This is a genomic window from Streptomyces sp. OR43 (assembly GCF_008042275.1).
Lineage (GTDB): Bacteria > Actinomycetota > Actinomycetes > Streptomycetales > Streptomycetaceae > Streptomyces.
The window spans coordinates 591,445-617,483 of the sequence record NZ_RDBK01000008.1 but is presented as its reverse complement, the minus strand read 5'-3'; the positions used below and the strand labels follow the sequence as shown (position 1 = coordinate 617,483).

The 26,039-nt window shown below is 71.9% G+C and carries 25 protein-coding genes and 5 tRNA genes; 18 read left to right on the top strand and 12 right to left on the bottom strand.

Features of this window, described 5'->3' with window-relative positions:
- Window positions 1–97: 97 nt before the first annotated feature.
- On the bottom strand, window positions 98–1,117 hold the full coding sequence (locus EAO72_RS06810; protein ID WP_148016270.1) for a LacI family DNA-binding transcriptional regulator: 1,020 nt from the start codon (window positions 1,115–1,117) through the stop codon (window positions 98–100).
- Between the two features lie 305 nt (window positions 1,118–1,422).
- Window positions 1,423–1,878, bottom strand: coding sequence for a hypothetical protein (locus EAO72_RS06805; RefSeq protein WP_187284945.1), 456 nt, complete (start codon window positions 1,876–1,878; stop codon window positions 1,423–1,425).
- 201 nt (window positions 1,879–2,079) lie between these two features.
- Here EAO72_RS06805 and EAO72_RS06800 point away from each other — a divergent pair, with 201 nt between their 5' ends.
- Window positions 2,080–2,595: a DsbA family protein gene (locus tag EAO72_RS06800; protein ID WP_148016269.1), complete on the top strand. Its 516-nt coding sequence runs from the start codon at window positions 2,080–2,082 to the stop codon at window positions 2,593–2,595.
- A 426-nt stretch (window positions 2,596–3,021) separates the two neighbouring features.
- Here EAO72_RS06800 and EAO72_RS06795 read toward each other — a convergent pair whose 3' ends face one another.
- The 3 genes from EAO72_RS06795 to EAO72_RS06785 all read right to left on the bottom strand — a co-directional run bounded on the left by EAO72_RS06795 (window position 3,022) and on the right by EAO72_RS06785 (window position 5,789).
- Window positions 3,022–3,858, bottom strand: a complete 837-nt coding sequence (locus EAO72_RS06795; RefSeq protein ID WP_148016268.1) for a GNAT family N-acetyltransferase — start codon at window positions 3,856–3,858, stop codon at window positions 3,022–3,024.
- A 75-nt stretch (window positions 3,859–3,933) separates the two neighbouring features.
- A complete protein-coding gene (locus tag EAO72_RS06790; RefSeq protein ID WP_148016267.1) occupies window positions 3,934–4,755 on the bottom strand; it encodes an aminotransferase class IV in 822 nt (273 codons plus the stop codon).
- Window positions 4,752–5,789, bottom strand: coding sequence for a chorismate-binding protein (locus tag EAO72_RS06785; RefSeq protein WP_148016459.1), 1,038 nt, complete (start codon window positions 5,787–5,789; stop codon window positions 4,752–4,754). Before EAO72_RS06785 ends, EAO72_RS06790 begins: the two co-directional genes overlap by 4 nt.
- 163 nt (window positions 5,790–5,952) lie before the next feature.
- On the opposite strand from EAO72_RS06785, the gene EAO72_RS06780 reads away from it, so the two are divergent.
- The 5 genes from EAO72_RS06780 (at window position 5,953) to EAO72_RS06760 (ending at window position 6,396) form a co-directional block, all read left to right on the top strand.
- A tRNA-Gly gene (locus tag EAO72_RS06780) sits at window positions 5,953–6,025 on the top strand.
- Between the two features lie 38 nt (window positions 6,026–6,063).
- A tRNA-Cys gene (locus tag EAO72_RS06775) sits at window positions 6,064–6,137 on the top strand.
- A gap of 1 nt (window position 6,138) precedes the next feature.
- A tRNA-Val gene (locus tag EAO72_RS06770) sits at window positions 6,139–6,210 on the top strand.
- Window positions 6,211–6,229: 19 nt separating this feature from the next.
- Window positions 6,230–6,301 (top strand) — tRNA-Val (locus EAO72_RS06765).
- Between the two features lie 23 nt (window positions 6,302–6,324).
- Window positions 6,325–6,396, top strand: a tRNA-Val gene (locus tag EAO72_RS06760).
- Between the two features lie 117 nt (window positions 6,397–6,513).
- Here EAO72_RS06760 and EAO72_RS06755 read toward each other — a convergent pair.
- The 4 genes from EAO72_RS06755 to EAO72_RS06740 form a co-directional block, all read right to left on the bottom strand.
- Window positions 6,514–6,798 (bottom strand): TFIIB-type zinc ribbon-containing protein, encoded by a 285-nt coding sequence (locus EAO72_RS06755; RefSeq protein WP_148016266.1) that lies wholly within the window; start codon window positions 6,796–6,798, stop codon window positions 6,514–6,516.
- Window positions 6,799–6,866: 68 nt separating this feature from the next.
- On the bottom strand, window positions 6,867–8,012 hold the full coding sequence (locus tag EAO72_RS06750; RefSeq protein ID WP_148016265.1) for a phosphotransferase: 1,146 nt from the start codon (window positions 8,010–8,012) through the stop codon (window positions 6,867–6,869).
- Between the two features lie 287 nt (window positions 8,013–8,299).
- On the bottom strand, window positions 8,300–8,509 hold the full coding sequence (locus tag EAO72_RS06745; RefSeq protein ID WP_148016264.1) for a hypothetical protein: 210 nt from the start codon (window positions 8,507–8,509) through the stop codon (window positions 8,300–8,302).
- A gap of 186 nt (window positions 8,510–8,695) precedes the next feature.
- Entirely contained in the window at window positions 8,696–8,956 is a 261-nt protein-coding gene (locus EAO72_RS06740) for a hypothetical protein (protein ID WP_148016263.1), read from the bottom strand.
- Between the two features lie 205 nt (window positions 8,957–9,161).
- On the opposite strand from EAO72_RS06740, the gene EAO72_RS06735 reads away from it, so the two are divergent.
- Window positions 9,162–10,442 carry a serine/threonine-protein kinase gene (locus tag EAO72_RS06735; RefSeq protein ID WP_148016262.1) on the top strand — a complete coding sequence of 427 codons (1,281 nt, stop codon included), beginning with the start codon at window positions 9,162–9,164 and terminating at the stop codon, window positions 10,440–10,442.
- Between the two features lie 225 nt (window positions 10,443–10,667).
- On the opposite strand, the gene EAO72_RS06730 is transcribed toward EAO72_RS06735, so the two are convergent.
- The 3 genes from EAO72_RS06730 to EAO72_RS06720 form a co-directional block, all read right to left on the bottom strand.
- Complete coding sequence (locus EAO72_RS06730; RefSeq protein ID WP_148016261.1) at window positions 10,668–11,786, bottom strand: NADH:flavin oxidoreductase; 1,119 nt, start codon at window positions 11,784–11,786, stop codon at window positions 10,668–10,670.
- Window positions 11,787–11,891: 105 nt separating this feature from the next.
- Window positions 11,892–13,472, bottom strand: a complete 1,581-nt coding sequence (locus EAO72_RS06725; protein WP_261991344.1) for a DHA2 family efflux MFS transporter permease subunit — start codon at window positions 13,470–13,472, stop codon at window positions 11,892–11,894.
- Window positions 13,473–13,503: 31 nt separating this feature from the next.
- Window positions 13,504–14,103 (bottom strand): NADPH-dependent FMN reductase, encoded by a 600-nt coding sequence (locus EAO72_RS06720; protein WP_148016260.1) that lies wholly within the window; start codon window positions 14,101–14,103, stop codon window positions 13,504–13,506.
- Window positions 14,104–14,222: 119 nt separating this feature from the next.
- Between EAO72_RS06720 and EAO72_RS06715 the strand changes: the two genes are divergently transcribed.
- The 11 genes from EAO72_RS06715 (at window position 14,223) to EAO72_RS06665 (ending at window position 26,019) form a co-directional block, all read left to right on the top strand.
- A complete protein-coding gene (locus EAO72_RS06715) occupies window positions 14,223–14,960 on the top strand; it encodes a TetR/AcrR family transcriptional regulator (RefSeq protein ID WP_148016259.1) in 738 nt (245 codons plus the stop codon).
- A 130-nt stretch (window positions 14,961–15,090) separates the two neighbouring features.
- Window positions 15,091–15,951, top strand: a complete 861-nt coding sequence (locus tag EAO72_RS06710; protein ID WP_148016258.1) for a hypothetical protein — start codon at window positions 15,091–15,093, stop codon at window positions 15,949–15,951.
- Between the two features lie 306 nt (window positions 15,952–16,257).
- The gene (locus tag EAO72_RS06705) at window positions 16,258–17,745 is read left to right on the top strand and encodes an FAD-dependent monooxygenase (protein ID WP_148016257.1); all 1,488 of its coding nucleotides are present in this window, start codon (window positions 16,258–16,260) and stop codon (window positions 17,743–17,745) included.
- A gap of 13 nt (window positions 17,746–17,758) precedes the next feature.
- Window positions 17,759–18,085 (top strand): TcmI family type II polyketide cyclase, encoded by a 327-nt coding sequence (locus EAO72_RS06700; RefSeq protein ID WP_148016256.1) that lies wholly within the window; start codon window positions 17,759–17,761, stop codon window positions 18,083–18,085.
- Window positions 18,082–19,362 carry a beta-ketoacyl-[acyl-carrier-protein] synthase family protein gene (locus EAO72_RS06695; protein ID WP_148016255.1) on the top strand — a complete coding sequence of 427 codons (1,281 nt, stop codon included), beginning with the start codon at window positions 18,082–18,084 and terminating at the stop codon, window positions 19,360–19,362. Before EAO72_RS06700 ends, EAO72_RS06695 begins: the two co-directional genes overlap by 4 nt.
- On the top strand, window positions 19,359–20,585 hold the full coding sequence (locus EAO72_RS06690; RefSeq protein WP_148016254.1) for a ketosynthase chain-length factor: 1,227 nt from the start codon (window positions 19,359–19,361) through the stop codon (window positions 20,583–20,585). The genes EAO72_RS06695 and EAO72_RS06690 overlap by 4 nt, the downstream gene beginning before the upstream one ends.
- 97 nt (window positions 20,586–20,682) lie before the next feature.
- Window positions 20,683–20,952 (top strand): acyl carrier protein, encoded by a 270-nt coding sequence (locus EAO72_RS06685; protein ID WP_148016253.1) that lies wholly within the window; start codon window positions 20,683–20,685, stop codon window positions 20,950–20,952.
- 111 nt (window positions 20,953–21,063) lie between these two features.
- On the top strand, window positions 21,064–21,849 hold the full coding sequence (fabG, locus tag EAO72_RS06680; protein WP_148016252.1) for a 3-oxoacyl-ACP reductase FabG: 786 nt from the start codon (window positions 21,064–21,066) through the stop codon (window positions 21,847–21,849).
- 20 nt (window positions 21,850–21,869) lie between these two features.
- Window positions 21,870–22,802: an aromatase/cyclase gene (locus tag EAO72_RS06675; protein WP_148016251.1), complete on the top strand. Its 933-nt coding sequence runs from the start codon at window positions 21,870–21,872 to the stop codon at window positions 22,800–22,802.
- A 2-nt stretch (window positions 22,803–22,804) separates the two neighbouring features.
- The gene (locus EAO72_RS06670) at window positions 22,805–24,781 is read left to right on the top strand and encodes an SDR family oxidoreductase (protein ID WP_148016250.1); all 1,977 of its coding nucleotides are present in this window, start codon (window positions 22,805–22,807) and stop codon (window positions 24,779–24,781) included.
- A 20-nt stretch (window positions 24,782–24,801) separates the two neighbouring features.
- A complete protein-coding gene (locus tag EAO72_RS06665; protein ID WP_148016249.1) occupies window positions 24,802–26,019 on the top strand; it encodes an MFS transporter in 1,218 nt (405 codons plus the stop codon).
- Window positions 26,020–26,039 lie beyond the last annotated feature (20 nt).

The window sequence follows — 26,039 nt, the reverse complement described above, 5'->3', positions numbered from 1 at the left end:
GTGCTTCTCCAGCGGGAAGTGCCGGAACCGGATCTCGACGCGGTCGCCGTAGCGGGCACGCAGGGCGTGCACGTCGCTGAGGGCGTGGTGGCAGGGCTCAGCGCGGGGTGGAACTGGATGCGCGCACGACGAGTTCAGGCTGGAGCACGACGCTGCGGTGCTCGTGGGTACCGCCCTCGTCGTCCGCCTCCTCCAGCAGGAGCTCGGCGGCCATCCGGCCCATCACGACCGCCGGCTGGCGGACCGAGGTGAGCGGTACGGCAGCGGCGGCGGCGAACTCGATGTCGTCGTACCCGACGATGGCGATGTCCTGCGGGACCCGCACCCCTGCCGCGTACAGGGCCTGGAGCACGCCCAGGGCCAGCAGGTCGTTGGCGCAGAACACGGCGGTGGGGCGCGGGACGAGCCCGAGCAGCCGGGCTCCGGCGTCCCGGCCCGCCGCCACGTCCAGGCGGTCGGAGGGGATCTCGACGAGCGCCCCGGGCGGCAGTCCGGCCTCGGCGAGCGCGGACAGCGCGCCCTCGCGACGGTCCCTGATCTGGTGCAGGTCGCCGGGTCCGCTGACGTACGCCACCGAGCGGTGCCCGGCCGAGACCAGGTGGCCGACGGCCAGCGCACCGCCGCGTACGTCGTCGACGGAGACCGCGCAGCTGCCCGTGCCGGAGGCGACCCGGTCCACCAGGACGTAGGGAATCCGATGGCGGCTGAAGGAGTCGAGGTTGCGGCCGGTGGCGTCGGCCGGGGTGACCAGCACGCCGCACACCCGCTGCTCCGCGAACATGCCGAGGTATTCGGCCTCCTCGGCGGGGCTCTGGCCGCTGTTGCAGACCATGACGCCGAGGCCCGCCTGACGGGCGGCGCGTTCGGCGCCACGGGCCACGTCGACGAAGAAGGGGTTGCCCATGTCCAGGACGAGGAGCGCCATGATCCGGCTGCGGCCGGCCCTGAGCTGGCGGGCCGACTCGCTGCGGACGTATCCGAGCTCCTCGATCGCGGCCAGCACCCGGGCCCGGGTCTCGGGCAGCACGGCCTCGGGGCGGTTGATCACATTGGAGACCGTGCCCACGGAGACGCCGGCCTCCCGGGCCACATCCTTGATGCCTGCCACACGCGCCACTAGTCCTGCCCCACTGCCCTTGGCCGCGCTCGTCCAGCGGCGTCACCCCATCGTACGGACGGCGGTGAATGAATTGTTTCAATCCGGGTGGGACGCTAACCCGCTCGCCGAACGCCGTCAAGGATCATGGCTGAATCGATTCATGGGAGCGCCGCCCCCGCGTGTCCTCGTGCTGTCGCGGGTGGGCCGGACAGGAGGCCCCGAAGCATGCCCGGACGGCGGGCCCGGACGGAAGAGGTCCGGACGGAACGGGACCGGGACGGAAGGGGTCCGGACGGAACGGGACCGGGACGGAAGAGGTCCGGTCAGATGCCGTGCTTCTTCAGGATGGCCTCGATGTCGCTGAAGTCGTCGCCGGGCCCTGCGTCGGCGGACTGCTTCTTCGGCTTCTGCCGCGGCTCGGTGGCGGTGACTCCTGCCCCCAGCGAGGGCGCCGAGGCCGCGGGCGCCACCGCGCCGGTCTGCGCGGCACGGGCCGCCGCCTTGCGCTCCTTGCGGGTGCTCCCGCCGCGGCGTTCGATCGCGCGGGTGGTCATGAACAGCAGCCATGCCACTCCCAGCACCCCGAAGCCCAGCCAGACACTCGGCTTGAAGGCGATGTCCGACACCCACTCGACGACGCCGGTCAGCACCAGGCCGATCGGAACCAGCGAGTACGCGGCGATCCGGGTCGCCGTGAGGAACCGCTTCCGGTATGCGGTGACAGCGGCGATGCCCAGGCCCGCCGCGGACACCGCGGAGCAAATGGTCTCGGCAAGCATCGGTGCCTCCAGGCGCAGGGGAAACGTCCCTTCCATCCTGCACCGACGACCGGGCGGGCGGCCATGCTCCGAGCCCACATCAGGGACATTTCAGGGCCGGGATCCTCCCCAGGTGCCGCACGGCCCGCGCCCGGACCGCGTGCCGTCCGCTCCCCCGACGCCTGTCGTGGCACCTCCGCACACCCTGGGAGACTGGTCCCCATGAGCGATTCCACCCCCGCAGCACCGGTCGTCCTCGACGTCTGGTGCGAGCTCCAGTGCCCCGACTGCCACCACGCCCTCAGCGACGTGCACGCCCTGCGTGCCCGCTACGGCGACCGCGTCGAGATCCGGTTCCGGCACTTCCCGCTGGAGAAGCACAAGCACGCCTTCGCCGCCGCGCAGGCCGCCGAGGAGGCCGCGGCGCAGGGCAGGGCCTGGCCGTACATCGAGGCGGTGCTCGCCCGCACCGCCGAGCTCGACCGCGCCGGCGAGCCCCTGCTGATCGAGGTGGCGGGGGAACTCGGTCTGGACGCCGAGGAGTTCGACACCGCCCTGATCGACGGCCGGCACATGCTGATCGTCGACGCCGATCAGGCCGAGGGCAAGGCGATCGGGGTCACCGGCACGCCCACCTACGTGATCGGCGGCGAGCGACTGGACGGCGGCAAGAGCCAGGACGGGCTCCGCGAGCGGATCGAGACGATCGCCGACCGGCTGCTCGCCGAACAGGGCTGAGGCCGGGGCCGGGCCTTGGCTGGGGCGGTGGCCGAAGAGGGCTGAGGCCGTAGCCGGGCCCGGCTGGGCCGGAACGGGGTCCCCGGCTGAGGCCGCAGCCGAGCAGGCCTGAGGCCATAGACAGGGCTGAGCCGGGCCAGGGCCGCTATCGAAGCCTGGCCGGGGCCGGGGCGGCGACCAGGCATCGGGGCGGTCTACGGCTCAGCTTCGAACCGGTCGGCGTCCCAGCTGCTTCAAGCCGGTTGGCGGCCCGGCATCAGCCCGGTCTGCGGCCCGGCTTCAGGCCGAGGCCGCCCACCGGAAGGGCGTGGCCGACACACGCCGAAGCTGCCGGCGGGTCCCCGGTGCGGCTCGCCAACACGGGCGGAGCAGCTCGCCCGCACGGGCTGGGCTGATCCCAGGGCTCGGCCGCGGCTGGGCGGCGGGTCAGAGCGGCTTGGCCAGGTTGTACCGGGTCGGCTCGTAGCCCAGCGACTCGTACAGCCGCAGTGCGGGCGTGTTGGCCGTGACGACGTGCAGGCCCAGCCGCGTCTCCCCCGCCGCGAGCGCGAGGCGTTCGGCCTGGAGCATCAGCGCACGGCCGTAGCCCCTTCCCCGGAAGCGCTCGTCCACCTCGACGTCGAAGACGTAGCCGACCACCTGGCCGGGGTGCATCTCGAACCGCGCCACCCAGAGGAACCCGACCCTCTCGTCCTCGTGGATGAGGTAACTCAGCCGGGCGCCCTCGGTGGCGAGGCCCTGGGGCAGATGTCCGGCGTGCGAGGCGCGGGCCGCCCGCAGCGCCGACTCCGGCGGGGTGCCGCGGGTCACCAGGCTCTCCGCGTATCCGGCGATCGCGCCGTCCTCCCAGGCTGCGTACTCCTCGGGCGTCATCGGCCGCGCGGTCAGCCCGGCGGGCAGTTCCGGAGGGCCGGCGGGCAGCTGTTTGATCATGTTCCGGCTGCGTTCGGTGTAGCCGAGTGCGGCGGTCAGCCGCTGCCCCGCGAGGTTGTCGGCGCCGACACTCGTCCGCACCTGCGTGCAGCCCCAGCCCCGCAGCACCTCCTCGGCCGCCAGTGCCGCAATGGTGCCGCGACCGCGTCGCCGCACCGGTTCGTCGATCCGCAGGGACCGCAGCGCTCCTGTCGCGCCGTCCGAACCCGGCTCGGTGCCGATCTCGACGGCGCCGACGGGGCGTCCGTTGTCGCACACGTCGTAGGCGCGGCTCTGTGCGCCGTCGGCGCCTTGCTGGATCGGCCCGGACGGCCGGAGTGTCGTGGTCATCAGAGGATTTCTATCCCCTGCCCGGGTGTGCGTCATCCGCTTTTGCGGCGACGGACCGGCCGGGCGCGGACGTGATCACGGGTCCAGGTCGTCGCCGGCCCGCTCGTCGAAGACGCGCATGGCCTTGGCGGTCACCGGTCCCGGCGCGCCGGGCAGTTCCCGGCCGTCGACCCGGTGGACGGCCTGGATGTCGCGGAGGGTGGAGGTCAGGAAGATCTCCTCGGCCCGGTCCAGGACGTCGAACGGCAGGTCCGTCTCCTGCGCCCCGGTCCACTCCACCGCCAGTGCCCGGGTGATTCCCGCCAGACAGCCGGAGGCGACCGGCGGTGTGTGCACCTGTCCGTCCAGGACGACGAAGACGTTCGAGCCGGTGCCTTCGCAGAGGCGGCCGACGGTGTTGGCGAACAGCGCCTCGGAGGCGCCGTGCTCGTGGGCGCGGGCGAGGGCGACCACGTTCTCGGCGTACGAGGTGGTCTTGAGCCCGGTGAGCGCGCCTCGTTCGTTGCGCGTCCAGGGAACGGTGATCACGGCCGTGGTGTCCGGGCGGCGCTTCACCTCTCCGAGGGCGACGACGAGGCCGGGGCCCGCCGTGCCGCGGTCGGAGCCGAGCGGCGAGATCCCGCCCGTGTAGGTGATGCGGAGCCGGCCGAGCGGGACCGGGTTGGCCTCGATGACGGCGGCGCAGGCGCGGCGCACCTCGTCCAGGTCGGGCGCGGGCAGTCCGAGGCCGAGAGCGGAGCGGGTCAGCCGGTCGAGATGGCGGGTGAGTGCGAAGGGCCTGCCGTCGGCGGTCCTCAGCGTCTCGAAGATGCCGTCGCCGACGGTCAGCCCGTGGTCGAGCACGGACACGCGGGCGTCATCGGCGGCCCGCAGTCCCCCGTTGACCCAGATCTTCATGGTGCGGTCCTTCCGGTTGCCTCGTATGCGCCCGACGCTACCGCGAGCAGCCTGGACGCCTTCAGTTCGGTCTCGGCCCATTCACGTTCCGGATCGGAGCCCCAGGTGATGCCGGCTCCGGTGCCGAACCGCAGCACCGGAGCGCCGTCCGTGCGGTCGGTCCAGAAGGTGCGGATCCCCACCGCGAGGGAGGCGGTGGCCCGGTCGGCGTCCACCCAGCCGATGCCTCCGCAGTACGGGCCGCGCGGGGCGGTCTCCAGTTCCCCGATGATCCTCAGCGCGCTGGACTTGGGTGCCCCGGTCACCGATCCGGGCGGGAAGGCGGCGGCAAGCAGTTCCGGCCAGCCCACACCGTCGGCGAGCCGGCCGCGCACGGTGGAGACGAGGTGGACGAGGCCCGGGTGCTTCTCCACGACGCAGAGGCCGGGGACCGTGACCGATCCGGTGGCGCAGACCCGGCCCAGGTCGTTGCGGACCAGGTCGACGATCATGACGTTCTCGGCGTGGTCCTTCTCCAGCAGATCCGCCTCCGTGCGCCCGGTCCCCTTGATCGGCCCGGACTCGACCGTGCGGCCGCCCCTGCGCAGGAACAGCTCCGGCGAGGCGGTGGCGATCTCCACCCCGTGACCGGGAAGCCGAATCGTTCCTGCGTAGGGGGCCGGGTTGCCGCGCGCCAGCAGCGCGGTGAGGGCGTCCACGTCCGCCGCGGCCGGATCGGGCAGCGGCGCGGTCATCACACGGCAGAGGTTGGCCTGATAGACCTCGCCCCTCGCGATGTATGCGCGGATGCGCCGTACGCCCTCCGTGTAAGCGGCGCGGTCGAGGGACGAGGTCCAGTCACCGGCGGCCGGGCCGCGCCAGGCGCCGCGCACGGGCGCGGGCACGGCCGCGGTACGCACGGTGGCGAACCGGGCACAGACGAGCCGGCCCTCGAAGTCAGCTGATAGCGCCCAGAATCCGGACGAGTCGAGGGCTGCGGGATCACTGGTCACATCCTGTAGATCGGAGGCGACGAGGCCGCCGAAGCGGGCCATTGGAGCGAGGTCGTGCACGTCGGTGAGTCTAGGACGGCGCGCGGTGACCTGCGCCGGGGCGAGCGCACCTCAGCACGCTGCACAAACGCGTTTTTGTACTGGCCCCGGAATCCGCTAGAGTTCAACACGTCGCCGGGACGCGCAAGCGGACCGGAACCGACAAGCGGACGTAGCTCAGTTGGTAGAGCGCAACCTTGCCAAGGTTGAGGTCGCCAGTTCGAACCTGGTCGTCCGCTCGCAGAAGATGGGGGATCCTTCCCGAACCCCCATCCCTGGTGGAGTGGCCGAGAGGCGAGGCAACGGCCTGCAAAGCCGTCTACACGGGTTCAAATCCCGTCTCCACCTCCAAGGACGATTAGCTCAGCGGGAGAGCACTTCCCTGACACGGAAGGGGTCACTGGTTCAATCCCAGTATCGTCCACTGATCCGCAAGGATCCCCGCGCGATTAGCTCAGCGGGAGAGCGCTTCCCTGACACGGAAGAGGTCACTGGTTCAATCCCAGTATCGCGCACGCAGTACACGCAGGTTCACCCTGCGCGATTAGCTCAGCGGGAGAGCGCTTCCCTGACACGGAAGAGGTCACTGGTTCAATCCCAGTATCGCGCACCGTTCGAAGCCCCGGTCGTCTCGACGACCGGGGCTTCGCCGTTGTCCCGCGGGCCGTCTCCGCGGCCCGGACGTATCCGTGCGGGCCGCGGGGACGGGAGTGCGGGGTGCCGGGGGTCAGGACGAGAACAGCATCCGGCCGAAGCTCTTCTGCCGGTAGTGGCCCTGGTGGTGTCCGCCGTGGTGCTGCGGGGCGCCCCAGGCGGGTGCCGGGGCCGCGGGGTAGGCCTGCGGGGCGGGCGGCGCCGGCGGAGCCTGCTGCGTCCACTGCGCCTCCACGCGCGTCAGGGACTCCAGCTCGCCGTAGTCCAGGAATATCCCCCGGCAGCCGCTGCACTGCTCGATCTGAATGCCGTTGCGGTTGTACGTCTGCATCTGTGCGTGGCACTTGGGACACTGCATCTGCGGGCTCACTCCTCGCCGTCGGTTAGCCGTCGCCGGAATGCGTGCCCGGCGGCGGTCGGTTCACCCTACGACGAGTGTTCGGCGGTCAACTCGGGCGGGAGAGCGGCAATTCGGGCACAGGCGTCGATCATCACCTGTTCCACCTCATCCGGAGCCCTGTGCTCCGCAGCGGACTTGGCGAGGGCCAGCGCCGCCGTCTGCACGGTCAGCGCGCGGGCCGCGACGTCCAGCCGGGGCCACGGGTCACCGTCGGCGCGCACCGCGGGGCCGCCCGCGGCCCGGTAGGCGTCCAGGAAGCGGAACCACACCTCGGGGGGCAGCAGGCCGGCCGCGTACCAGGCGGCGGGCCGCGCGAGGTCCCACGCGGGATCACCAGGACCGGCGTCGTCGACGTCGATGAGCAGCCACGGGCCGTGCGGGGCGGGGTACCGGACCAGCTGGCCCAGGTGCAGGTCTCCGTGGCAGAGAAGGTGGGCGCGGTGCTCGGGTGCGGGGGCCTCGTCCCGCGCCCAGGGCGGCAGCCCGTGCCAGGCCGCGAGCACGGGAGCGGTGGCCTGATCGCCGGGCCTGGCCGCGCGCATCCGGGCCACGGCGAGCGCGGCCTTCGCCGGACCGCGCATGCCGGGCACGGCGGGTGCGTGCATGGCGGAAACGCCCGCTGCGGGCACGGCGGGTGCGTGGAGGGCAGCGGCGCGCATGCCGGGCACCGCGGGCGCTTGGACGGGTGCGCGCACGGCGGGCACCGCTGACGGACCGGACGGCTCCCCGGGTGTGGAGCGGCCCGTACGCGTCCCCGTCCCGTGGAGCCGGGCCAGGAGGACGGCTGCCGCCTCCCAGGGTGCCGCGTCGGGATCCCCGGGGTCCACGGGCTCCCCGTACGGCCACAGGGTGACGGGGCGGCCGTGCAGCTCCGTGAGGTACGGCGAGGAGGCGCCCCGCCCTGCCCGGTTCTCGGCGGGCCTTACGGGAAGGGGTGCGAGCAGGACACCCGCGAGGCCGGGGCCGGCGGCCAGGCCGAGGCGGGCGGAGAGTGCTGCGGTGTCCGTGCCGGCGGCGTGGGCCTTGGCGACGACGGGGCCGCAGCGGACGACCGTGCCGTCCGCCCGGTCCGCGAGGACGACCGGCGCCGGGCAGGCGCAGGGGGACCCGGGACGGGCGTGTGCCGATTCGTGGGCGAGGGCGCCCAGTGCGCGTACGACTGCGGTGGTCACGGACTCCCCGGGTGGCACAGGATCGGCGGACCCGGCCGGCGCCGCGCCCGCCGGAGAGCGTACGCGGATCGTGCCGGGCGAGGGGGCGCACGGGGTGTGCGGCTCCGGCGCCGGGCACCGGGCAACAGGGCGGCGTCCGTCCGTGGCCGCACGGCCCCGGACAGCGCGATGTCCGGTCAGCTCCCCAGCTGACCGGACAAACGCTGCCGTCCGCCGCACCCCCGTCCCCACGGGGTTGTTGGCCGGATGTCCCGGTCCGGACCGCTCTTCCGGACCCGGGGCGCCGCTCAGCGCCCCAGCATCACGCCCACGGACGACGCCTGTGTGACCACCGCTTCCCAGCCGCCGAAGACGACTACGAGCAGGGCCGCCAGAGGAAGAACCATGGCCGTCGCCACCAACGGGTGGCGTGTGCCGGACGACGGGCGGCTGCCGAACGAGGCGAAGGCCTTGCGTCCCTGCGTACGGACCATCGTCCGCGCTGCCGTGTCCGCCATGGTTCCTCTCCTGACCTGATGTGGGGCGGCGGGCGTTTGACCTCGGGGGACGAGTGCGACGCCCGCCGCTTGACTTCAACATTAGGGATCCGGGAGGCGGGCGGCGTCATGCCCGCGTACCGAATGCCGGGCCTCCCGGAGGATGAGCCGAGGGTGGTCGGCGTACTCCCCTGGGTGGAGACGGGTCTATCGGACGTTGGGGTCATCCCGGAGGGGGCGCTCGGAGGCATCCTCCCTGGGTACCGGTTGTTCGACCAGGGCGAGAACCCTGGTCGCCATGAAGCGGGCGGTACGCACCACGGAGCCGTTCCTCGTGACTTCACTCACTTCGACCACCCCGCGGCGAACCGCCGTCTCCACCCTGCGCCCTGCTCTGGAGGCCACCATTTCGTAGGTTCGGGTCGTGTCTCCGGCGTCCACGACTATCTCGACTCGATCGCCCTTCATTGATCCAATCCCCCTTCTGCGACGGACCTTTGAGATCTCGCACGGGCCGGGGAGCGTGGATCCGCGGCTCCCTGACCACTCCTCAAGTTTCCCACCCGGCACTGACAATCGAATCTCCGGCGAGGGCGCGGCCTCTGAGCGCCCCGGGCGGCGGGTACGTAAGCTGTGCCTCGTCAGGCGGACCAGGCAGCGGGGATGGGCAGACATGGCGATGATGCGGCTCCGGCGCGAGGACCCGCGTGTCGTCGGCTCGTTCAGGCTGCACCGGCGGCTCGGGGCCGGCGGCATGGGTGTCGTCTATCTGGGCTCGGACCGGCGGGGCCAGCGGGTGGCGCTGAAGGTGATCCGCCCCGACCTGGCGGAGGACCAGGAGTTCCGCTCGCGGTTCGCCCGCGAGGTGTCAGCGGCGCGGCGGATCCGCGGTGGCTGTACGGCACGCCTGGTCGCCGCCGACCTGGAGGCGGACCGCCCGTGGTTCGCCACGCAGTACGTTCCCGGCCCCTCGCTGCACGACAAGGTGGCCGAGGAGGGCCCGTTGTCGGCTGCCGAGGTGGCCTCGATCGGCGCCGCGCTCTCCGAGGGCCTGGTGGCGGTGCACGAGGCCGGGGTCGTCCACCGGGACCTGAAGCCCTCCAACATCCTGCTGTCCCCCAAGGGCCCGCGGATCATCGACTTCGGGATCGCCTGGGCGACCGGCGCCTCCACGCTCACGCACGTGGGTACGGCGGTCGGTTCGCCCGGCTTCCTCGCGCCCGAGCAGGTACGGGGCGCGGCGGTGACGCCCGCGACGGACGTCTTCTCCCTCGGGGCCACGCTGGCGTACGCGGCCATGGCCGACTCGCCTTTCGGGCACGGCAGTTCCGAGGTGATGCTGTACCGCGTGGTGCACGAGGAGCCTCAGTTGTACGACGTGCACGACGCCCTCGCCCCCCTGGTGAGCGCCTGTCTGGCGAAGGACCCGGAGGAGCGTCCCAGCACCCTGCAACTCTCCATGCGGCTCAAGGAGATCGCGGCCCGGGAGGCGCAAGGGCTGCACGAGAGCCGCCCGCCCGCCCAGCGTTCGGCGCAGGAGGCCGACCGGCCGACCGGGCGTCTGGACGGCCCGTACACCGAGCAGCAGACGCGTCGCGCGCCCGGCCCCGCTCCGGCGTCGCGGGCCCAGAGCCGGCAGGCGGCATCGCCGCGGCCGGCGTCGCCCCGCACCGGGGGTTCGCGCCCCCCGCAGCAGCAGCCGCGCAATACGACGCGCTCGGGCAGGAGGCCGCAGGGCGCGGCGGGGACGAACGGCCGGCCGGGTACCCGGCCCGGCACGCGCTCGACCTCGACCGGCAGGCGTCCCGCCAACCCGCGGCTGCTGCGTCAGCGGCTGGTGGTCTTCGTCGTGGTGACCCTGCTGGTGGCGCTGGGCATCGCGGCGGCTCAGGGCTGCCAGGGCCCGGCCCGCGGGCTCGGCGCGGGCGAGAGCCAGAGCCAGAGCGGGCAGTAGGCCGTCCCCGGGCGCTGTCGGCTCTCCGGGCGTCCGTTGACGACCGCGTGGAAGGCGACCGCGGCGGCCCCGCCGCCGTTCAGCGAGTCGACACCGTGAGCACACGGACGGCCGCGGCGGTACCGGACCCACGGGCACATCCGCGCCTCCCGAGCGGCCGTCGCTCCGGAGGCAGGTCCGGAGCGACGGGGCATCGGCCCGCGGTCGGGCAGGCGTCCGTGCGGCTCAGTAGAGGCTGCCGACGAGCCCCAGGTGGAACGGGTTGAGTTCGTCGACGCGTCCGGCGAGCACCTTCTGCAGCCACTCGGGGTCCCCGAGCAGGGCCCGGCCGACCGCCACGAGGTCGAACTCGTCGCGCTCCATTCGGTCGAGCAGCTCACCGATGTCCGTGACGGTGGACTGCTGGCCCGGGACCATCTGGAGGAACTCGTTGCTGAGGCCCACGGAGCCGACGCTGATGGCGGGTCTGCCGGAGAGCTTCTTCGCCCAGCCCGCGAGGTTGAGGTCGGAGCCCTCGAACTCGGGGAGGTGGAATCGCCGGGTGGAGCAGTGGAAGGCGTCGGCGCCCGCGTCGGCCAGCAGGCCGAGCATGGTCTGCAGTTCCTGCGGCGTCTCGGCGACCCGCGCCTGGTAGTGGTTCACCTTCCACTGGGAGAACCGGAAGGAGATCGGGAAGTCGTCGGAGACGCTTTCCCGGCAGGCGGCCACGACCTGGGCGGCGAAACGGGTGCGGGCGACGATGTCGCCGCCGTAGGCGTCCGTGCGCCGGTTGGTGTGTCCCCACAGGAACTGGTCGATGAGATAGCCGTGGCCGCCGTGGATCTCTACGCCGTCGAAGCCCAGCGCCTCGGCGGAAGCCGCGGCCGTGGCGTAGGCGGCGACCACGTTGTCGATGTCCGCCTGAGTCATCTCCTTGCCCGACTTCGTACCGTCCAGGGCGATGCCCGAGGGACCGATCCGCGGGGCGTCGGGGACCGGCGGACTGCCTGCGGTGCGGTCCATGCCGACGTGCCACAGCTGCGGCATGATCCGGCCGCCCGCCTGATGGACGGCCTCGGCCACGGCCGACCAGCCGGCAAGCGCCTCGTCGCCGTGGAAGTGGGGGACGCGGGCGCTGCTGCCCGCCGAGTCGTGACCGACGAAGGTACCTTCGGTGATGATCAGGCCGACCCCGGCGGCTGCCCGCCGGGCGTAGTACCGCGCCACGTCGTCGCCCGGCACGCCGCCGGGGGAGAACTCGCGCGTCATAGGGGCCATCACGACGCGGTTGGGCAGCGTGAGGCCTCCCAGGGAAAGCGGACGGACCAGGATGTCCCTGACACGTTCGACGAAATTCGTGGGCATCGGTGTTCACCTTCGATAGGAGCCGACCGCACGGCGACGGGGGAATCGGACCGTGCGGCCGGCGGCTTGGATGGGTGCGGGACCGGTTGCGGTGCGGGGCCGCGCTCAGTCCCCCGGAGGGGTGCGGGCGGGGTCCTTCCCGGCATCGGCCCCGGCGATCGGCGTCCAGACGGCCGCCGGGACCGGGAGCGGCGCCGCACGGACGAACCACGCCGTGCCGAACGCGATCGCGGACAGGACGGCCGCGCCGATCAGGACGCCGTGCAGACCGCTGTTGACTGCTTCCCGGACCGCGTCACGCATGGCAGCCGGCATGTCCTTCAGCAGCGCCGGGGTCAGACCACCGCCCGCGGTCAGCCGCTCCTGCGCGGCGGATCCGAGCCGGTCGGTCAGCACCTCGCTCATGCGGCTGCTCTGCAGGGCGCCGAGCAGGGCGACGCCGAGGGAGCCGCCGATGGTGCGCACCAGGGTGACCGTGCCCGTGGCCGCGCCCATGTCCCGCGGGTCCGCGTTGTTCATGGTGGTCAGCAGGGTGCTCTGGATCAGGGCGCCGACTCCCACCCCGATGACCAGGGTGAGCGCGGAGGCGGCGATGAGCGGGGTGCCCGTGCCGAGCATCAGGAGCAGCAGCGCCCCGGCGAAGGTGGCGGCACCGCCGGCGAGCGGCACGACGCGGTCCAGACCGCCGCCGTCCATCAGTCGCCCGGTGGCCAGCTGGGCCGTCAGCATGCCGAGCATCAGCGGCAGGATGAGCAGTCCGCTGGCCGTGGACGAGGAGCCCTGGACGAACTGCATGTACTGCGGAAGGTAGTTGACGACGGAGAAGAGGACGGCCCCGACCAGGAAGCTGAGGATCTGGGCGAGGGTGAAGTCCCGGCGGGCGAAGAGCCGGGGCGGCGTGATCGGCTCGGCGGCGCGCCGTTCCACGGGCACGAACCAGGCCATGGCCAGCACGACGACCACGCCGAGTCCGACGATCTGCCAGGACGTCCAGGCGTAGGTGGTGCCGGCCCAGCCGGCCAGCAGGGTGAGGGCCAGGATGCCGGTGGTGAGCAGGGCCGCGCCGAGCCAGTCGATCCGTCCCGTGACGCGGCCGGCGGGCAGGCGTACGCCCTTGGCGACGGCGAGCAGCGCGATGAGGCCGACGGGCACGTTGACGTAGAAGGCCCAGCGCCAGCTCATGTAGTCGGTGATGAACCCGCCGAGCAGGGGGCCGCCGACGAACGCGACCGGCATCATGACGCCCACCATCGACTGGATACGGCCGCGGTCCTGCGCGGGTACCACCACTCCGATGACCGCGAGTGCGCCGACCATCAGGCCACCCGCGCCGAGGCCCTGGAGGCCGCGGAACGCGATGAGCTGTCCCATGCTCTGCGCCATGCCGCAGAGCACCGTCCCGGCCAGGAAGAGCGTCACGGAACTCATACAGGCGCCCTTGCGACCGTACAGATCCCCGAGTTTCCCCCAGAGAGGAGTGGACGCGGCCATGGTGAGCAGGTACGCCGTCACCGACCACGAGAAGTGGTCGAGGCCGCCGAGGTCGCCCACGATCGTGGGGAGCGCCGTGCTGACGATCTGCCCGTCGAGCGTGGCCAGGAAGATGCCCAGCATCAGTCCGAAGACGCCCAGTCGGGGCAGACCGGGCCGGTCGGGCGCGGGAGCGTCGGTAGGGCGGTCGTTCATCGCTGCCCCCCAGGGCACGAGTAGAGGGATGTCAGACGGGATACGGGCGCACGCGCCTGGCCTCGCGCAGGGACTGCCCCCACCAGGTGAGCTGGTCGAGCATGGCCTTGGCGGCCACGTCACACCCCGGGTCGGTCGGCTTGCCGTCCGCGCCGAAGATCTCGCCGTAGTTGTGGAAGCTGACGGTGTTGCGGATCGTGACCGCGTGCAGCTCCGCGAGCACGACACGGAGCTGTTCGACGGCGCGCAGGCCGCCCGCGAGTCCGCCGTAGGAGACGAAGCCGACCGGCTTGGCGTGCCACTGCTCGTTGTGCCAGTCGACGGCGTTCTTCAGCGGCGCGGGGAAGCTGTGGTTGTACTCGGGCGTGACGATGACGAAGGCGTCGGCCCGGGCCAGCCGCGGTGACACCGCGCCCAGCTGGGCCACGACCTCGTCGCTGGGGGTCTGGCCGAACGCCGGGAAGACGGTGGGCAGAGGCGTCTCCACGAGGTCGATCACGTCGGCCTGCACGTCCTCACGCTCGGCGATGTGTCCGGCGATCCAGTCGGCGACGACCGGACCGAACCGTCCGTCCCGGGTGCTGCCGATGATCACCGCGGTCCGGAGAGTGTCGTCAGTCACGTCGGCCATAGGGAACCCCTCAGTGGTGTGTACGTCGTACATTTCTCGTACAACGTACACGGCGGCGTGTACGTTGTCTACTCCTGATACGCTGTACACAGCACCGTTCGTCGGAAGGAGCCGAAGCGATGGCCGCCCAGGAGAGACAGGCAGCGAACGAGGACAAGGACAACGCCTCCGTGTGGGAACGCCTCGAACGGCCGACGCCCGCCCCCCGCACCACCCTCACCCCCTTGCGGATCGCCAAGGCCGCCGTCGGCGTCGCCGACGCGGAGGGACTTGACGCGGTCACCATGCGCCGACTGGCCACCGAACTCGGCGTCGCCCCCATGGCCGCGTACCGCTACGTCACCGGCAAGGACGAGCTCCTGGAGCTGATGGTCGACTTCGTGTACGCGGAGCTGGAGCTGCCCGACGGCAAGGAGGGCTGGCGGGCGACCATGCGCTCCGTCGCCCTGCGGATAAGAGAGGTCCTGCTGCGGCACTCGTGGGTGACGCGGGCTACGTGGTGCGCGCCGACCCCGAACCAGCTGGCCGTGCCGGAGGCGGTCCTGGCCGCGCTCGACGGCCTCGGGCTCGACGCGGACAACGCCATGGCGGTCTACAACACCCTCACCGCCTATGTGCACGGCGCGGTGGACTCCGAGGTCGCGCTGACGCAGATGCTGCGCGTCCGCGGCTGGTCCACCCGCGAGGAGGCCCGCGCCGGCCTGGCCTCGCAGATGGCCTGGCTCATGACCACCGGCCGTTTCCCGATGTACGCGCGCTACATCGGCGAGGCCCGGCGCAAGGACGATCAGCAGTGGCAGTTCGAAGCCGGCCTGGACTCCGTCCTCGACGGCATCGCGGCGCGCCTCTCGCTCTGAGGACATCACCAGGACAGGTCGGTGCGGAAAACCGAAGGCCCGCTACAGAAGAAATACACGTAGCGGGCTTTCGCTTGCCGGTTCCTGAATCCGAGAAATAGATTCGCCGCACTTCGATGCGGTGGGGGAAATGACTTACGGATTCACGGACACCACGGATACCGCCCTGACGACGACAACGGAACCGACGGAGTGCAAGGGCGCGGCGTGCCTGCACAGCGAGCGCGCAGGCCGCGCACCGGAACTGGCGGTCGCCGGCAGCCGGCTCTGCCCGAACTGCCGACTCCGTCTCACCCACGATCTGCGGCGGCTGCCGCGTCTGCACGACGAGTGCGGACAGTTGCTCACCGGCGTCGACCGGCCGCGCGACCGCACGTCGGGCGGCGGCTCCGTGCCCGGTCTGCCCTTCAACACCGCTGCCGCCGAGGCCCGTTCGGGGATCATCGGAGTTCTGCGGTCCTGGGCAGCGCTGGTGATCGCGGAGCGGGGCGTCGGCGTTCCGCACGACACCCCGGCAGGGATCGCGGACTTCCTGTTGCGGCACTCCGCATGGCTCCTCGCACACCAGGCCGCCGGTGAGCTGTCCGACGAGGTGGCACGGTGTGTGCGCCGGGCCCGCCGGGTGATCGACCCGGCCCCGCGGCGTCGTGTACCGGTCGGCGACTGCGTCGTGCCGGACTGCGAAGGCGCCCTGACCGCGGCGGTCCGGCCCGGCGGCTCCGGCCCCGCGGTCGAGGTGGGCTGCGACGCGGAGCCCGCCCACCGCTGGTCCGGGCAGGAGTGGATGCGAGAGAACGGCCGGATCGGCGCGGAGCGCACAGAGCCGGCTGTGCGCTGGATGACCGCCCGGGACATCGCCGTGCTGTGGGGCGCGGCGCCCGGCAGCGTCTACCGGCGGGCCAGCGAGGGCCAGTGGCGCCGCCGCGCCGTCAACGGCCGCACCTACTACCACGAGCAGGACGTCAACGCGTCATTCGGCGACCGCTCCTGACATACGGCCACAGCCGCGGCCGTCAATGGCTCCACCAGGGTGAACCACCCCTGGTGGAGCCATTTTTCGTGGCCCCCCGGGCATTTGATTTAACAAAGGTCTGACTCAAGCATGTCGTTGAACTGGAATTCGGGTATTGACATCCACCGGGATTCCGAAGAAGCTCTACATCAGCTTCCGCAGCACTGTCTCGATTCATCCGACAGGAACGTCACTGCGGGAAAGCATCAAGCGGCGCACCGATGATCCATTCCGGTGCGCCGCTTCGTCGTATCGACTATTCCGAAGCCCCCGGAGGAAACATCCATGGACGCTTCCGTCATCGTCGCCGGCGCAGGTCCCACCGGGCTCATGCTGGCCGGGGAACTGCGCCTTGCGGGCATCGACGTCATCGTGCTGGACCGGCTTGAGGAGCGCACCGGCGAATCCCGCGGCCTGGGTTTCACGACACGGACGATGGAGGTCTTCGACCAGCGCGGACTGCTGCACCGCCTGGGCGACATGGGCACCAGCAACGCCGGCCACTTCGGTGGTCTGCCCGTGGACTTCGGCGTCCTCGACAGCATCCACCAAGCCGCCAAGACCGTGCCGCAGTCGGACACCGAGACGATGCTCGAAGGCTGGGTGCGTGAGCTGGGCGCCGACCTCCGACGCGGCCACAGCCTCGTCACCCTGCACGACCACGGCGACCACGTCGAGGCCGAGGTGCGCGGCCCCGATGGCGAGGAGAGCCGGCTGACGGCTTCCTACCTCGTGGGGTGCGACGGCGGCCGCAGCACCGTGCGCAAGGCCTCCGGCTTCGACTTCCCCGGTACCGCGGCGACCATGGAGATGTACCTGGCGGACATCAGGGGCGTGGACCTGGCACCGCGGCTGATCGGCGAGACGTACTCCGGCGGCATGGTCATGTGCGGTCCGCTCGGCGACCGCGGCGTCACCCGCATCATCGTCTGCGAACGCGGCACGCCGCCGCGTCGGCGCACCGAGCCTCCCTCGTACGCGGAGGTGGCCGCGGCCTGGCAGCGGATCACCGGCATCGACATCTCGCACGCCGAGCACGAGTGGGTCAGCGCGTTCGGCGACGCGACACGGCTCGCCACCGAGTACCGGCGGGGCCGGGTGCTGCTGGCCGGGGACGCCGCGCACATCCATCTGCCGGCCGGCGGCCAGGGCATGAACACGGGTATCCAGGACGCCGTGAACCTCGGCTGGAAGCTGGCCGCCGTGGTCCGGGGCGCCGCGCCCGAGGAACTGCTGGACACCTACCACGGCGAACGGCACGCGGTGGGCGAGCGGCTGATGATGAACACCAAGGCGCAAGGCCTGCTCTTCCTCAGCGGCGACGAGGTCCAGCCGCTGCGCGACGTACTGGCGGAGCTGATCCGGTACGAGGAGGTGAGCCGCCATCTCGCCGGCATGGTGAGCGGGCTGGAGATCCGCTACGACGTCGGCCCGGGCCGCCACCCGCTGCTGGGCCTGCGGATGCCGCACCTGGAGCTGGTCGGTGAGCGGCGTAAGACCAGCAGCACCGAACTGCTGCGCGCGGGGCGGGGTGTGCTGCTCGACCTGGAGGACAACGCCGTCCTCCGCGACCGCGCGGCCGGGTGGTCGGACCGGGTGGACATCGTGACCGCGGACCCCCACGGAGTCCTGGCCGGCAGTCCGCTCTCGGGCACGTCGGCGGTGCTGGTCCGTCCCGACGGGCACGTGGCCTGGTCCGCCCCGGGCAGCCATCACGATCTGCCCATGGCACTGGAGCGCTGGTTCGGTCCGTCCCGGATCCAGCAGGCCTGACAAGGAGAGATTCATGCACAGCACATTGATCGTGGCCCGGATGGAACCCCATTCGGCTGATGACGTATCCCGCCTCTTCGGCGAGTTCGACGGCACGGACATGCCGCACCGAATGGGCACCCGGCGGCGGCAGCTCTTCACCTACCGGGGCCTCTACTTCCACCTCCAGGACTTCGAATCCGAGGACGGCGGCGAGCGGATCGAGGGGGCCAAGACGGACCCTCGCTTCGTCGGCGTCAGTGAGGACCTCAAGCCGTTCATCACCGCATACGACCCCGCCACCTGGCGCTCCCCCGCCGATGCCATGGCGCAGCGCTTCTACCACTGGACCGCGCTGTGAGCGGCCCGTACGGCAGGCGGGTCGTGATCACCGGCATCGGCGTCACCGCACCGGGCGGCGTGGGCGCCAAGAACTTCTGGAGCCTGCTGTCCGACGGGCACACCGCGACCCGGCGGATCAGCTTCTTCGACTCCTCCCCGTTCCGCTCGCAGGTCGCCGCCGAGGTCGACTTCGACGCCGAACTGCTGGGTCTCGGCGCCCAGGAGATCCGGCGGATGGACCGGGCCGCGCAGTTCGCCGTGGTCACCGCGCGGGAGGCGGTGGCCGACAGCGGACTCGAGTTCGACGCTCTCGCCCCGCACCGCACCGGCGTGACCATTGGCAGCGCGGTCGGCGCGACGATGGGGCTCGACGAGGAGTACCGGACCGTCAGCGACAGCGGACGGCTCGAACTCGTCGACCACGCATACGCTGTCCCGCACCTCTACAACTACATGGTGCCCAGTTCCTTCGCCGCGGAGGTGGCCTGGGCGGTCGGTGCGGAGGGCCCGGCCACGGTGATCTCCACCGGCTGCACCTCGGGCCTCGACGCCGTGGGCTACGCCGCCGAACTGATCCGGGAGGGATCGGCCGACGTCATGGTGGCCGGTGCGGCCGACGCCCCGATCTCACCCATCACCGTGGCCTGCTTCGACGCGATCAAGGCCACCACATCGCACAACGACGACCCCCAGCACGCCTCCCGCCCGTTCGACGGGACCCGCAACGGCTTCGTCCTGGGCGAGGGTTCGGCCGTCTTCGTCCTGGAGGAGCTGGACAGCGCGCGGCGGCGTGGCGCGCATGTGTACGCGGAGATAGCCGGGTACGCCACGCGCAGCAACGCCTTCCACATGACGGGGCTGCGCCCCGACGGACGCGAGATGGCCGAGGCGATCCGGGTCGCCCTGGACGAGGCGAGGCTCGCCCCGCAGGCGCTCGACTACATCAACGCACACGGTTCCGGCACCAAGCAGAACGACCGGCACGAGACCGCCGCGTTCAAGCGCAGCCTCGGCGAGCATGCGTACGCCGTGCCGGTCAGCTCCATCAAGTCGATGGTGGGGCACTCGCTGGGTGCCATCGGCTCGATCGAGATCGCGGCGAGCGCGCTGGCGATGGAGAACCACGTCGTGCCGCCCACCGCCAACCTGCACACGCCCGACCCCGAGTGCGATCTCGACTATGTGCCGCTCACCGCTCGGGACTGGAGGACCGACACCGTGCTGACCGTGGGCAGCGGCTTCGGCGGATTCCAGAGCGCCATGGTGCTCGCCCGGCCCGATCGGAGGGCCGCGTGAGCGCGTCCGGCGTCCGGGTCGCCGTCACCGGACTGGGCGTGGTCGCGCCCAACGGCCTGGGAGTTGACGCCTACTGGACGGCGACCCGCAAGGGGATCAGCGGCATCGGCCGCGTCTCACGGTTCGTCCCCGACCGCTATCCGGTCCAGCTGGCGGGTGAGATCGAGGGGTTCGCCGCACAGGAGCATCTGCCCGGCCGGCTGCTGCCGCAGACCGACCGAATGACCCAGCTCGCCCTCGTGGCCGCGGACTGGGCGTTCGAGGACGCCGCGGTGCGGCCGGGGGAGCTGCCCGAGTACGAGATGGGTGTGATCACGGCCAGTTCGTCGGGCGGCTTCGAGTTCGGCCAACGGGAGTTGCAGGCCTTGTGGAGTCAGGGGAGCCGGTACGTCAGCGCGTATCAGTCGTTCGCCTGGTTCTACGCCGTCAACAGCGGCCAGATCTCCATACGCAACGGCATGCGGGGCCCGAGCGGTGTGGTCGTCAGCGACCAGGCGGGCGGGCTCGACGCGGTCGCCCAGGCGCGGCGGCAGATCCGCAAGGGCACCCGGCTGGTGATGTCGGGCGCCGTCGACGCCTCGATCTGCCCCTGGGGGTGGGTCGCCCAGATGGCGAGCAACCGGCTGAGCACCAGCACCGACCCGGAGCGGGCCTATCTGCCCTTCGACGCCGCGGCGAACGGCCATGTGGCCGGCGAGGGCGGTGCCCTGCTCGTCATGGAGGAACTGGAGCAGGCCCGGGCCCGGGGCGCGAAGCAGATCTACGGCGAGATCGCCGGGTACGGCTCCACGCTCGACCCCCGGCCGGGCAGTGAGCGTCCTGCGGGTCTGCGCAAGGCGGTCGAGCTGGCGCTGGCCGATGCCGGGGTCACGCCGGGCGAGATCGACGTGGTGTTCGCCGATGCGGCCGCGATCCCCGAGCTGGACCGGATCGAGGCCGCGGCGATCACCGAGGTGTTCGGGGCCGGGGCGGTGCCGGTGACGGCGCCCAAGACGATGACCGGGCGGCTCTACTCGGGAGCGGCTCCCCTGGACCTCGCCGCCGCGTTCCTCGCCATGCGGGACGGTGTGATCCCGCCGTCCGTCGGCGTCACCCCCGCCTCCGAGCACGGCCTCGACCTGGTCGTCGGACAGGAGCGGTGTGCCACGGTTCGCTCCGCCCTGGTGATCGCCCGCGGCCACGGCGGTTTCAACTCCGCGATCGTGGTGCGCTCCGCCGCATAGGGCCCGGCCCGCCGACGGGCGGCGCCCGCCGGGCCCCCGGCGCGCGGAGGACCGGGCGGAACGGCTTCCCACCCCAGCAACGAAAGGACACTCACCCATGCCTGCTCACGAGTTCACCATCGACGACCTCAAGCGCATCCTGCGCGAGGGGGCCGGCGCGGACGAAAGCGTCGACCTCGAGGGGGACATCACCGGCGTCGACTTCGAGTCGCTGGGCTACGACTCGCTGGCGATGCTGGAGACCGGCGGCCGCATCGAGCGCGAGTTCGGCGTCACCCTTGACGACGACACGCTGACCGACGCCAAGACGCCGCGCGCGCTGATCGAGTCCGTCAACGCCCTACTGGTGCCCGCCGAGATCGGCTGAGCCCAGCCCCGGACCGCGCCTCCGGTTCCCGCCGATGCCTGAGGCGGGAACCGACGGCAGGCTTTCCCCTCCTCACACCTCCCGCCTCCCACCCTTCTGCAGGAGACAGACATGAAGCAGCAGAATCCGAAGGTCGCCCTCGTCACCGGCGCGACCAGCGGCATCGGCCTGGCGGTGACCAGGCTGCTGGCCCAGCAGGGCCACCGGGTGTTCCTGTGTGCCCGCACCGAGGACGGCGTGACCCGTACGGTCAAGGCACTCCTCGACGAGGGGCTGGAGGTGGACGGCACCCCCTGCGACGTCCGCTCCGCCGACGACACAGGACGGTTCGTGCGGCAGGCGGTCGAGCGCTTCGGCACGATCGACGTACTCGTCAACAACGCGGGCCGATCCGGCGGCGGGGTCACCGCCGACATCACCGACGAACTCTGGTTCGACGTCATCGACACCAACCTCAACAGCGTCTTCCTGATGACGCGCGAGGTGCTCACCACAGGCGGCATGCGCGACAAGGACCGCGGCCGCATCATCAACATCGCCTCCACCGCGGGCAAGCAGGGCGTGGTGCTCGGCGTCCCCTACTCGGCCTCCAAGCACGGTGTCGTCGGCCTCACCAAGGCGCTCGGCAACGAGCTGGCGCCCACGGGCATCACCGTCAACGCGGTCTGCCCCGGCTATGTCGAGACGCCGATGGCGCAGCGCGTGCGCCAGGGCTACGCGGCCGCGTACGACACCAGCGAGGACGCCATTCTCCAGAAGTTCCAGGCGAAGATCCCGCTCGGCCGCTACTCGACGCCGGAGGAGGTCGCGGGCCTGGTCGGCTATCTGGCGTCCGACACCGCCGCCTCCATCACCTCCCAGGCACTGAACGTCTGTGGCGGCCTGGGCAACTTCTGAGACACGGAGGAGAGCACATCATGACGACTCAGGTCGAGCACACCATCACCGTCGAGGCCCCGGCCGTCGCCATCTACCGGCTGATCGCCGAGGTGGAGAACTGGCCGCGGATCTTCCCGCCCACCATCCACGTCGACCACGTCGAGCGCGGCGCGGGCGAGGAGCGCATCCGGATCTGGGCCACCGCCAACGGTGAGGCGAAGAACTGGACCTCGCGCCGCACCCTGGACCCCAAAAGCCTGCGGATCACGTTTCGCCAGGAGGTCTCCACCCCGCCGGTCGCGGCCATGGGCGGCACGTGGATCATCGAGCCGCTGTCCGGGACCTCGTCGCGGGTGCGGCTGCTGCACGACTACCGGGCCGTCGGGGACGACCCGGAAGGCCTGAAGTGGATCGACGAGGCCGTCGACCGCAACTCCCGCTCGGAGCTGGCCGCGCTGAAGACCAACGTCGAACTGGCCCACGTCTCCGAGGAGCTCACGTTCTCCTTCGAGGACACCGTGCAGATCGCCGGCGCGGCCAAGGACGCCTACGACTTCGTCAACGAGGCCGGGCTGTGGGTGGAGCGGTTGCCGCACGTGGCCTCCGTCCGCTTCTCGGAGGACACCCCGGGGCTGCAGACCCTGGAGATGGACACCCGCGCCAAGGACGGCTCGACGCACACCACGAAGTCGTACCGGGTGGCCTTCCCGCACCACAGGATCGCGTACAAGCAGGTCACCCTGCCCGCGCTGATGACCCTGCACACCGGCTACTGGACGTTCGCGGAGAACGACGGCGGCGTCGCCGCGACCTCGCAGCACACCGTTGTCCTCAACACGGCGAACATCGCCGCGGTCCTGGGAGCCGACGCGACCGTCGCCGACGCCCGGGAGTACGTCCGCAGCGCGCTGAGCACCAACAGCCGCGCCACCCTGGGCCATGCCAAGGACTACGCCGAGAACAGGCGCTGACCATGGCCGCGCTGGACACCGATGTGCTCGTCGTGGGCGCCGGACCGGTCGGCCTGCTGCTCGCCGGGGAACTGCGCACCGGCGGGGCACGGGTGACCGTGCTGGAGCGGCTGACCGAGCCCACCGCCGAGTCGCGGGCGTCGATCCTGCACGCCCGCACCATGGAACTGCTGCACGAGCGGGGCCTGGTCGAACGGTTCGGGCCCCCGCCGGACGCCGGGCCCGGCCACTTCGGCGGCATCCCCCTCGACCTGACCGAGGCCGGCGACAGCCCGTACGCCGGCCAGTGGAAGGCGCCGCAGACCCGCGTCGAGGCCGTTCTCGCGGACTGGGCGACCGGGCTCGGCGCCGAGGTGCGACGCGGCCACACGGTGACCGGTCTGGTCGAGGCGCCCGACCGGGTGCACGTCGTCGTGACCACGTCGGCGGGTGAGCGGCTACGGCTGAGCGCCGCGTACGTCGTGGGCTGTGACGGCGAGGAGAGTGCCGTACGGCGGCTGGCCGGCTTCGCGTTCCCCGGTGCCGGTCCCACCAAGGAGCTGCTGCGCGCGGACCTGGCGGGCATCGACCTGCGGGAGCGGCGCTTCGAGCGGCACGCGGCCGGGGTGGCCAACGCCCGCCGCGGACCGGACGGCATCACCCGCATCATGGTGCACGCCTTCGACCGGGCACCCGGCGCGTCGAGAACCCCCGCCTTCGAGGAGGTCTGCGCGGTGTGGGCCCGGGTAACCGGCGAGGACGTCAGCGGCGCCGAGCCGGTCTGGCTCAACGCGTTCCACAACGCCCGTCGGCAGGCGGCCCGTTACCGCGTAGGGCGGGTTCTCCTCGCCGGGGACGCCGCCCATGTCCAGCTGCCGGTGGGAGGACAGGCCCTCAACCTCGGCCTGCAGGACGCGGCGGACCTCGGCGGAAAGCTCGCCGCCCACCTCACCGGCCGGGGCGGTGAGGAACTGCTCGACACCTACCACGCCGTCCGCCACCCGGTGGGCGCACGCGTACTCGGCCACATCGAGGCTCAGGCTCAGCTGCTGTTCGGAGGGCCCGAGGTGGACGGCGTACGGACGGTGTTCCGAGAACTGCTGGGCATCCCGTCGGCCCGCCGCCATCTCGCCGCGTTGATCAGCGGGCTCGACGGCGGCGGCCCTGCCGTGACGGAGCCCGTCGGCCAAGCCGCTCCCGGACCGAATCGTCAGCACACCACGCACAGGAGGACCACCATGGGCAAACTGACCGGAAAGACCGCGCTCGTCACCGGCTCCAGCCGCGGCATCGGCCGGGCCACGGCGATCCGGCTGGCGCGCGAGGGGGCGCTCGTCGCGGTGCACTGCTCCAGCAACCGCGAGGCCGCCGACGAGACGGTCACCGCCATCGAGAAGGAGGGCGGCCGGGGCTTCTCGGTGCTGGCCGAGCTCGGGGTGCCCGGCGACGTCCACAAGGTGTTCCTGGCCCTGGAACGGGAGCTGAAGGAACGCACCGGCACCGGCACCCTCGACATCCTGGTGAACAACGCCGGCGTCATGGGCGGCGTGGCCCCGGAGAACCTCACGCCCGAGGCGTTCGACCGGCTCTTCGCCGTCAACGCCAAGGCTCCGTACTTCCTCGTGCAGCGTGCGCTGGAAAACCTCCCCGACGGCGGCCGGATCATCAACATCTCCTCCGGGCTGACCAGGGTCGCCAACCCGCAGGAGGTGGCGTACGCGATGACCAAGGGCGCCATCGACCAGCTCACCCTGCACTTCGCCAAGCACCTCGGCCCCCGCGGCATCACCGTGAACAGCGTGGGTCCGGGCATCACCGACAACGGCGCGCCGGTCTTCGACGACCCGGAGGCGGTGGCGGCCATGGCGGACTACTCGGTCTTCGGGCGGGTCGGCGAGACACGGGACGTCGCCGACGTGGTGGCCTTCCTCGCGAGCGACGACTCCCGCTGGATCACCGGCTCCTATCTGGACGCCAGCGGCGGCACGCTGCTCGGCTGAGCGGGCGGACGGCCAAGCAGATGACGACGCTGTCCTCGCAGCCTGCCCCCCGGATCGGCGCGGGACGGCGGGCCCTGCTCTTCGTACTCGCCGGCAACATGCTCGTCGACGCCCTCGAGGTCTCCGTCGTGCTGGTCGCCCTGCCGGCGATGGGGCGGAACCTCGGTCTCTCGATGCTCGGCAGCCAGTGGGTGATGAGCGGCTTCGCCGCCGGCTTCGCGGCGCTGCTGCTGCTCGGTCCGCGTCTCGTCGCCCGGTGGGGCCGACGGCGCGTGTACCTGGCCGCACTGCTGGTGTTCATCGTCGCCTCGGTGGCCGGCGGCCTCGCCGACCAGGGCGCCGTGCTGGTCGCCACCAGGGTGGTGAAGGGCATGTGCGCCGCGCTGACCGCGCCCACCGGCCTCGCGATCATCAGCACCTCGTTCCGCCCGGGAGCCGAGCAACGCCGGGCGGTGACGGTGTACTCGCTCTTCGGGGCGGCCGGGTTCACCGCGGGACTGCTGTGCTCGGGGGCGCTCACCGAACTGAGCTGGCGCTGGAACCCGGTGTTCCCCGCCCCGGTCGCTCTGCTGTTGCTGGCGGCCGGATCCCGGCTCATCCCCCGCGATGCGGCGCCGACGCCCGCCGCCCCGCTCGGGGCGACCCTGGCGCGGCTGGCGCGCAACGGTCCGTTCCGGCGCTCGGCGATGTGCGCGGCCACGCTCAACGGCACGTACCTGGGTTTGCTGATGCTGCTCAGCTACCGGCTGCACGACCAGTGGGGGTGGAGTTCCTGGCGCACGGCGCTCGCGTTCCTGCCGGCCTGTCTGCCCCTGGCGCTCGCGCTGCCCTTCGCCGGCCGGATGGTGGCGCGCTTCGGCACCGAACGGCTGATCAGGGCCGGAAGCTGTGCCGCGGCGCTCGGCTGCGTGACCGCCCTGCTCACCGGGGCGCCCGCGACGTACGCCACCGGAGTGCTGCCCGCGCTGCTGCTGGTGGAGGCAGGCTTCGTGCTGTCCTTCGCGGCCCTCAACCTCCAGGCCACGGCCGGGATTCCGGCCGAGCACCGGGCTTCCGCGGTGCCGGTCTACCAGACGGCCGTACAGCTCGGTGCGGTGCTCGCGCTGCCGGCCGCGTCGGCGGCCGCGTCCTCCGGCGCCGGTTACCGGGGCGCGCTGGCGTTCCTCACCGCCGTGTCGGCGACGGGCGCGCTCGTCGCCTGCACGGCCCGCACCCGCGGGGGCGACGCCGCGCCCTGACGGTGCAGGTCCTCACACCG

Coding starts and splice junctions, on each gene's coding strand:
- EAO72_RS06675 (WP_148016251.1), top strand. CDS start 21,870: ATGACGACTCAGGTCGAGCACACCATCACCGTCGAGGCCCCGGCCGTC.
- EAO72_RS06665 (WP_148016249.1), top strand. CDS start 24,802: ATGACGACGCTGTCCTCGCAGCCTGCCCCCCGGATCGGCGCGGGACGG.
- EAO72_RS06710 (WP_148016258.1), top strand. CDS start 15,091: ATGACTTACGGATTCACGGACACCACGGATACCGCCCTGACGACGACA.
- EAO72_RS06700 (WP_148016256.1), top strand. CDS start 17,759: ATGCACAGCACATTGATCGTGGCCCGGATGGAACCCCATTCGGCTGAT.
- EAO72_RS06790 (WP_148016267.1), bottom strand. CDS start 4,755: ATGAAGATCTGGGTCAACGGGGGACTGCGGGCCGCCGATGACGCCCGC.
- EAO72_RS06800 (WP_148016269.1), top strand. CDS start 2,080: ATGAGCGATTCCACCCCCGCAGCACCGGTCGTCCTCGACGTCTGGTGC.
- EAO72_RS06715 (WP_148016259.1), top strand. CDS start 14,223: ATGGCCGCCCAGGAGAGACAGGCAGCGAACGAGGACAAGGACAACGCC.
- fabG (WP_148016252.1), top strand. CDS start 21,064: ATGAAGCAGCAGAATCCGAAGGTCGCCCTCGTCACCGGCGCGACCAGC.
- EAO72_RS06705 (WP_148016257.1), top strand. CDS start 16,258: ATGGACGCTTCCGTCATCGTCGCCGGCGCAGGTCCCACCGGGCTCATG.
- EAO72_RS06730 (WP_148016261.1), bottom strand. CDS start 11,786: ATGCCCACGAATTTCGTCGAACGTGTCAGGGACATCCTGGTCCGTCCG.
- EAO72_RS06725 (WP_261991344.1), bottom strand. CDS start 13,472: ATGAACGACCGCCCTACCGACGCTCCCGCGCCCGACCGGCCCGGTCTG.
- EAO72_RS06755 (WP_148016266.1), bottom strand. CDS start 6,798: ATGCAGTGTCCCAAGTGCCACGCACAGATGCAGACGTACAACCGCAAC.
- EAO72_RS06720 (WP_148016260.1), bottom strand. CDS start 14,103: ATGGCCGACGTGACTGACGACACTCTCCGGACCGCGGTGATCATCGGC.
- EAO72_RS06685 (WP_148016253.1), top strand. CDS start 20,683: ATGCCTGCTCACGAGTTCACCATCGACGACCTCAAGCGCATCCTGCGC.
- EAO72_RS06805 (WP_187284945.1), bottom strand. CDS start 1,878: ATGCTTGCCGAGACCATTTGCTCCGCGGTGTCCGCGGCGGGCCTGGGC.
- EAO72_RS06795 (WP_148016268.1), bottom strand. CDS start 3,858: ATGACCACGACACTCCGGCCGTCCGGGCCGATCCAGCAAGGCGCCGAC.
- EAO72_RS06735 (WP_148016262.1), top strand. CDS start 9,162: ATGGCGATGATGCGGCTCCGGCGCGAGGACCCGCGTGTCGTCGGCTCG.
- EAO72_RS06740 (WP_148016263.1), bottom strand. CDS start 8,956: ATGAAGGGCGATCGAGTCGAGATAGTCGTGGACGCCGGAGACACGACC.
- EAO72_RS06745 (WP_148016264.1), bottom strand. CDS start 8,509: ATGGCGGACACGGCAGCGCGGACGATGGTCCGTACGCAGGGACGCAAG.
- EAO72_RS06670 (WP_148016250.1), top strand. CDS start 22,805: ATGGCCGCGCTGGACACCGATGTGCTCGTCGTGGGCGCCGGACCGGTC.
- EAO72_RS06785 (WP_148016459.1), bottom strand. CDS start 5,789: ATGGCCCGCTTCGGCGGCCTCGTCGCCTCCGATCTACAGGATGTGACC.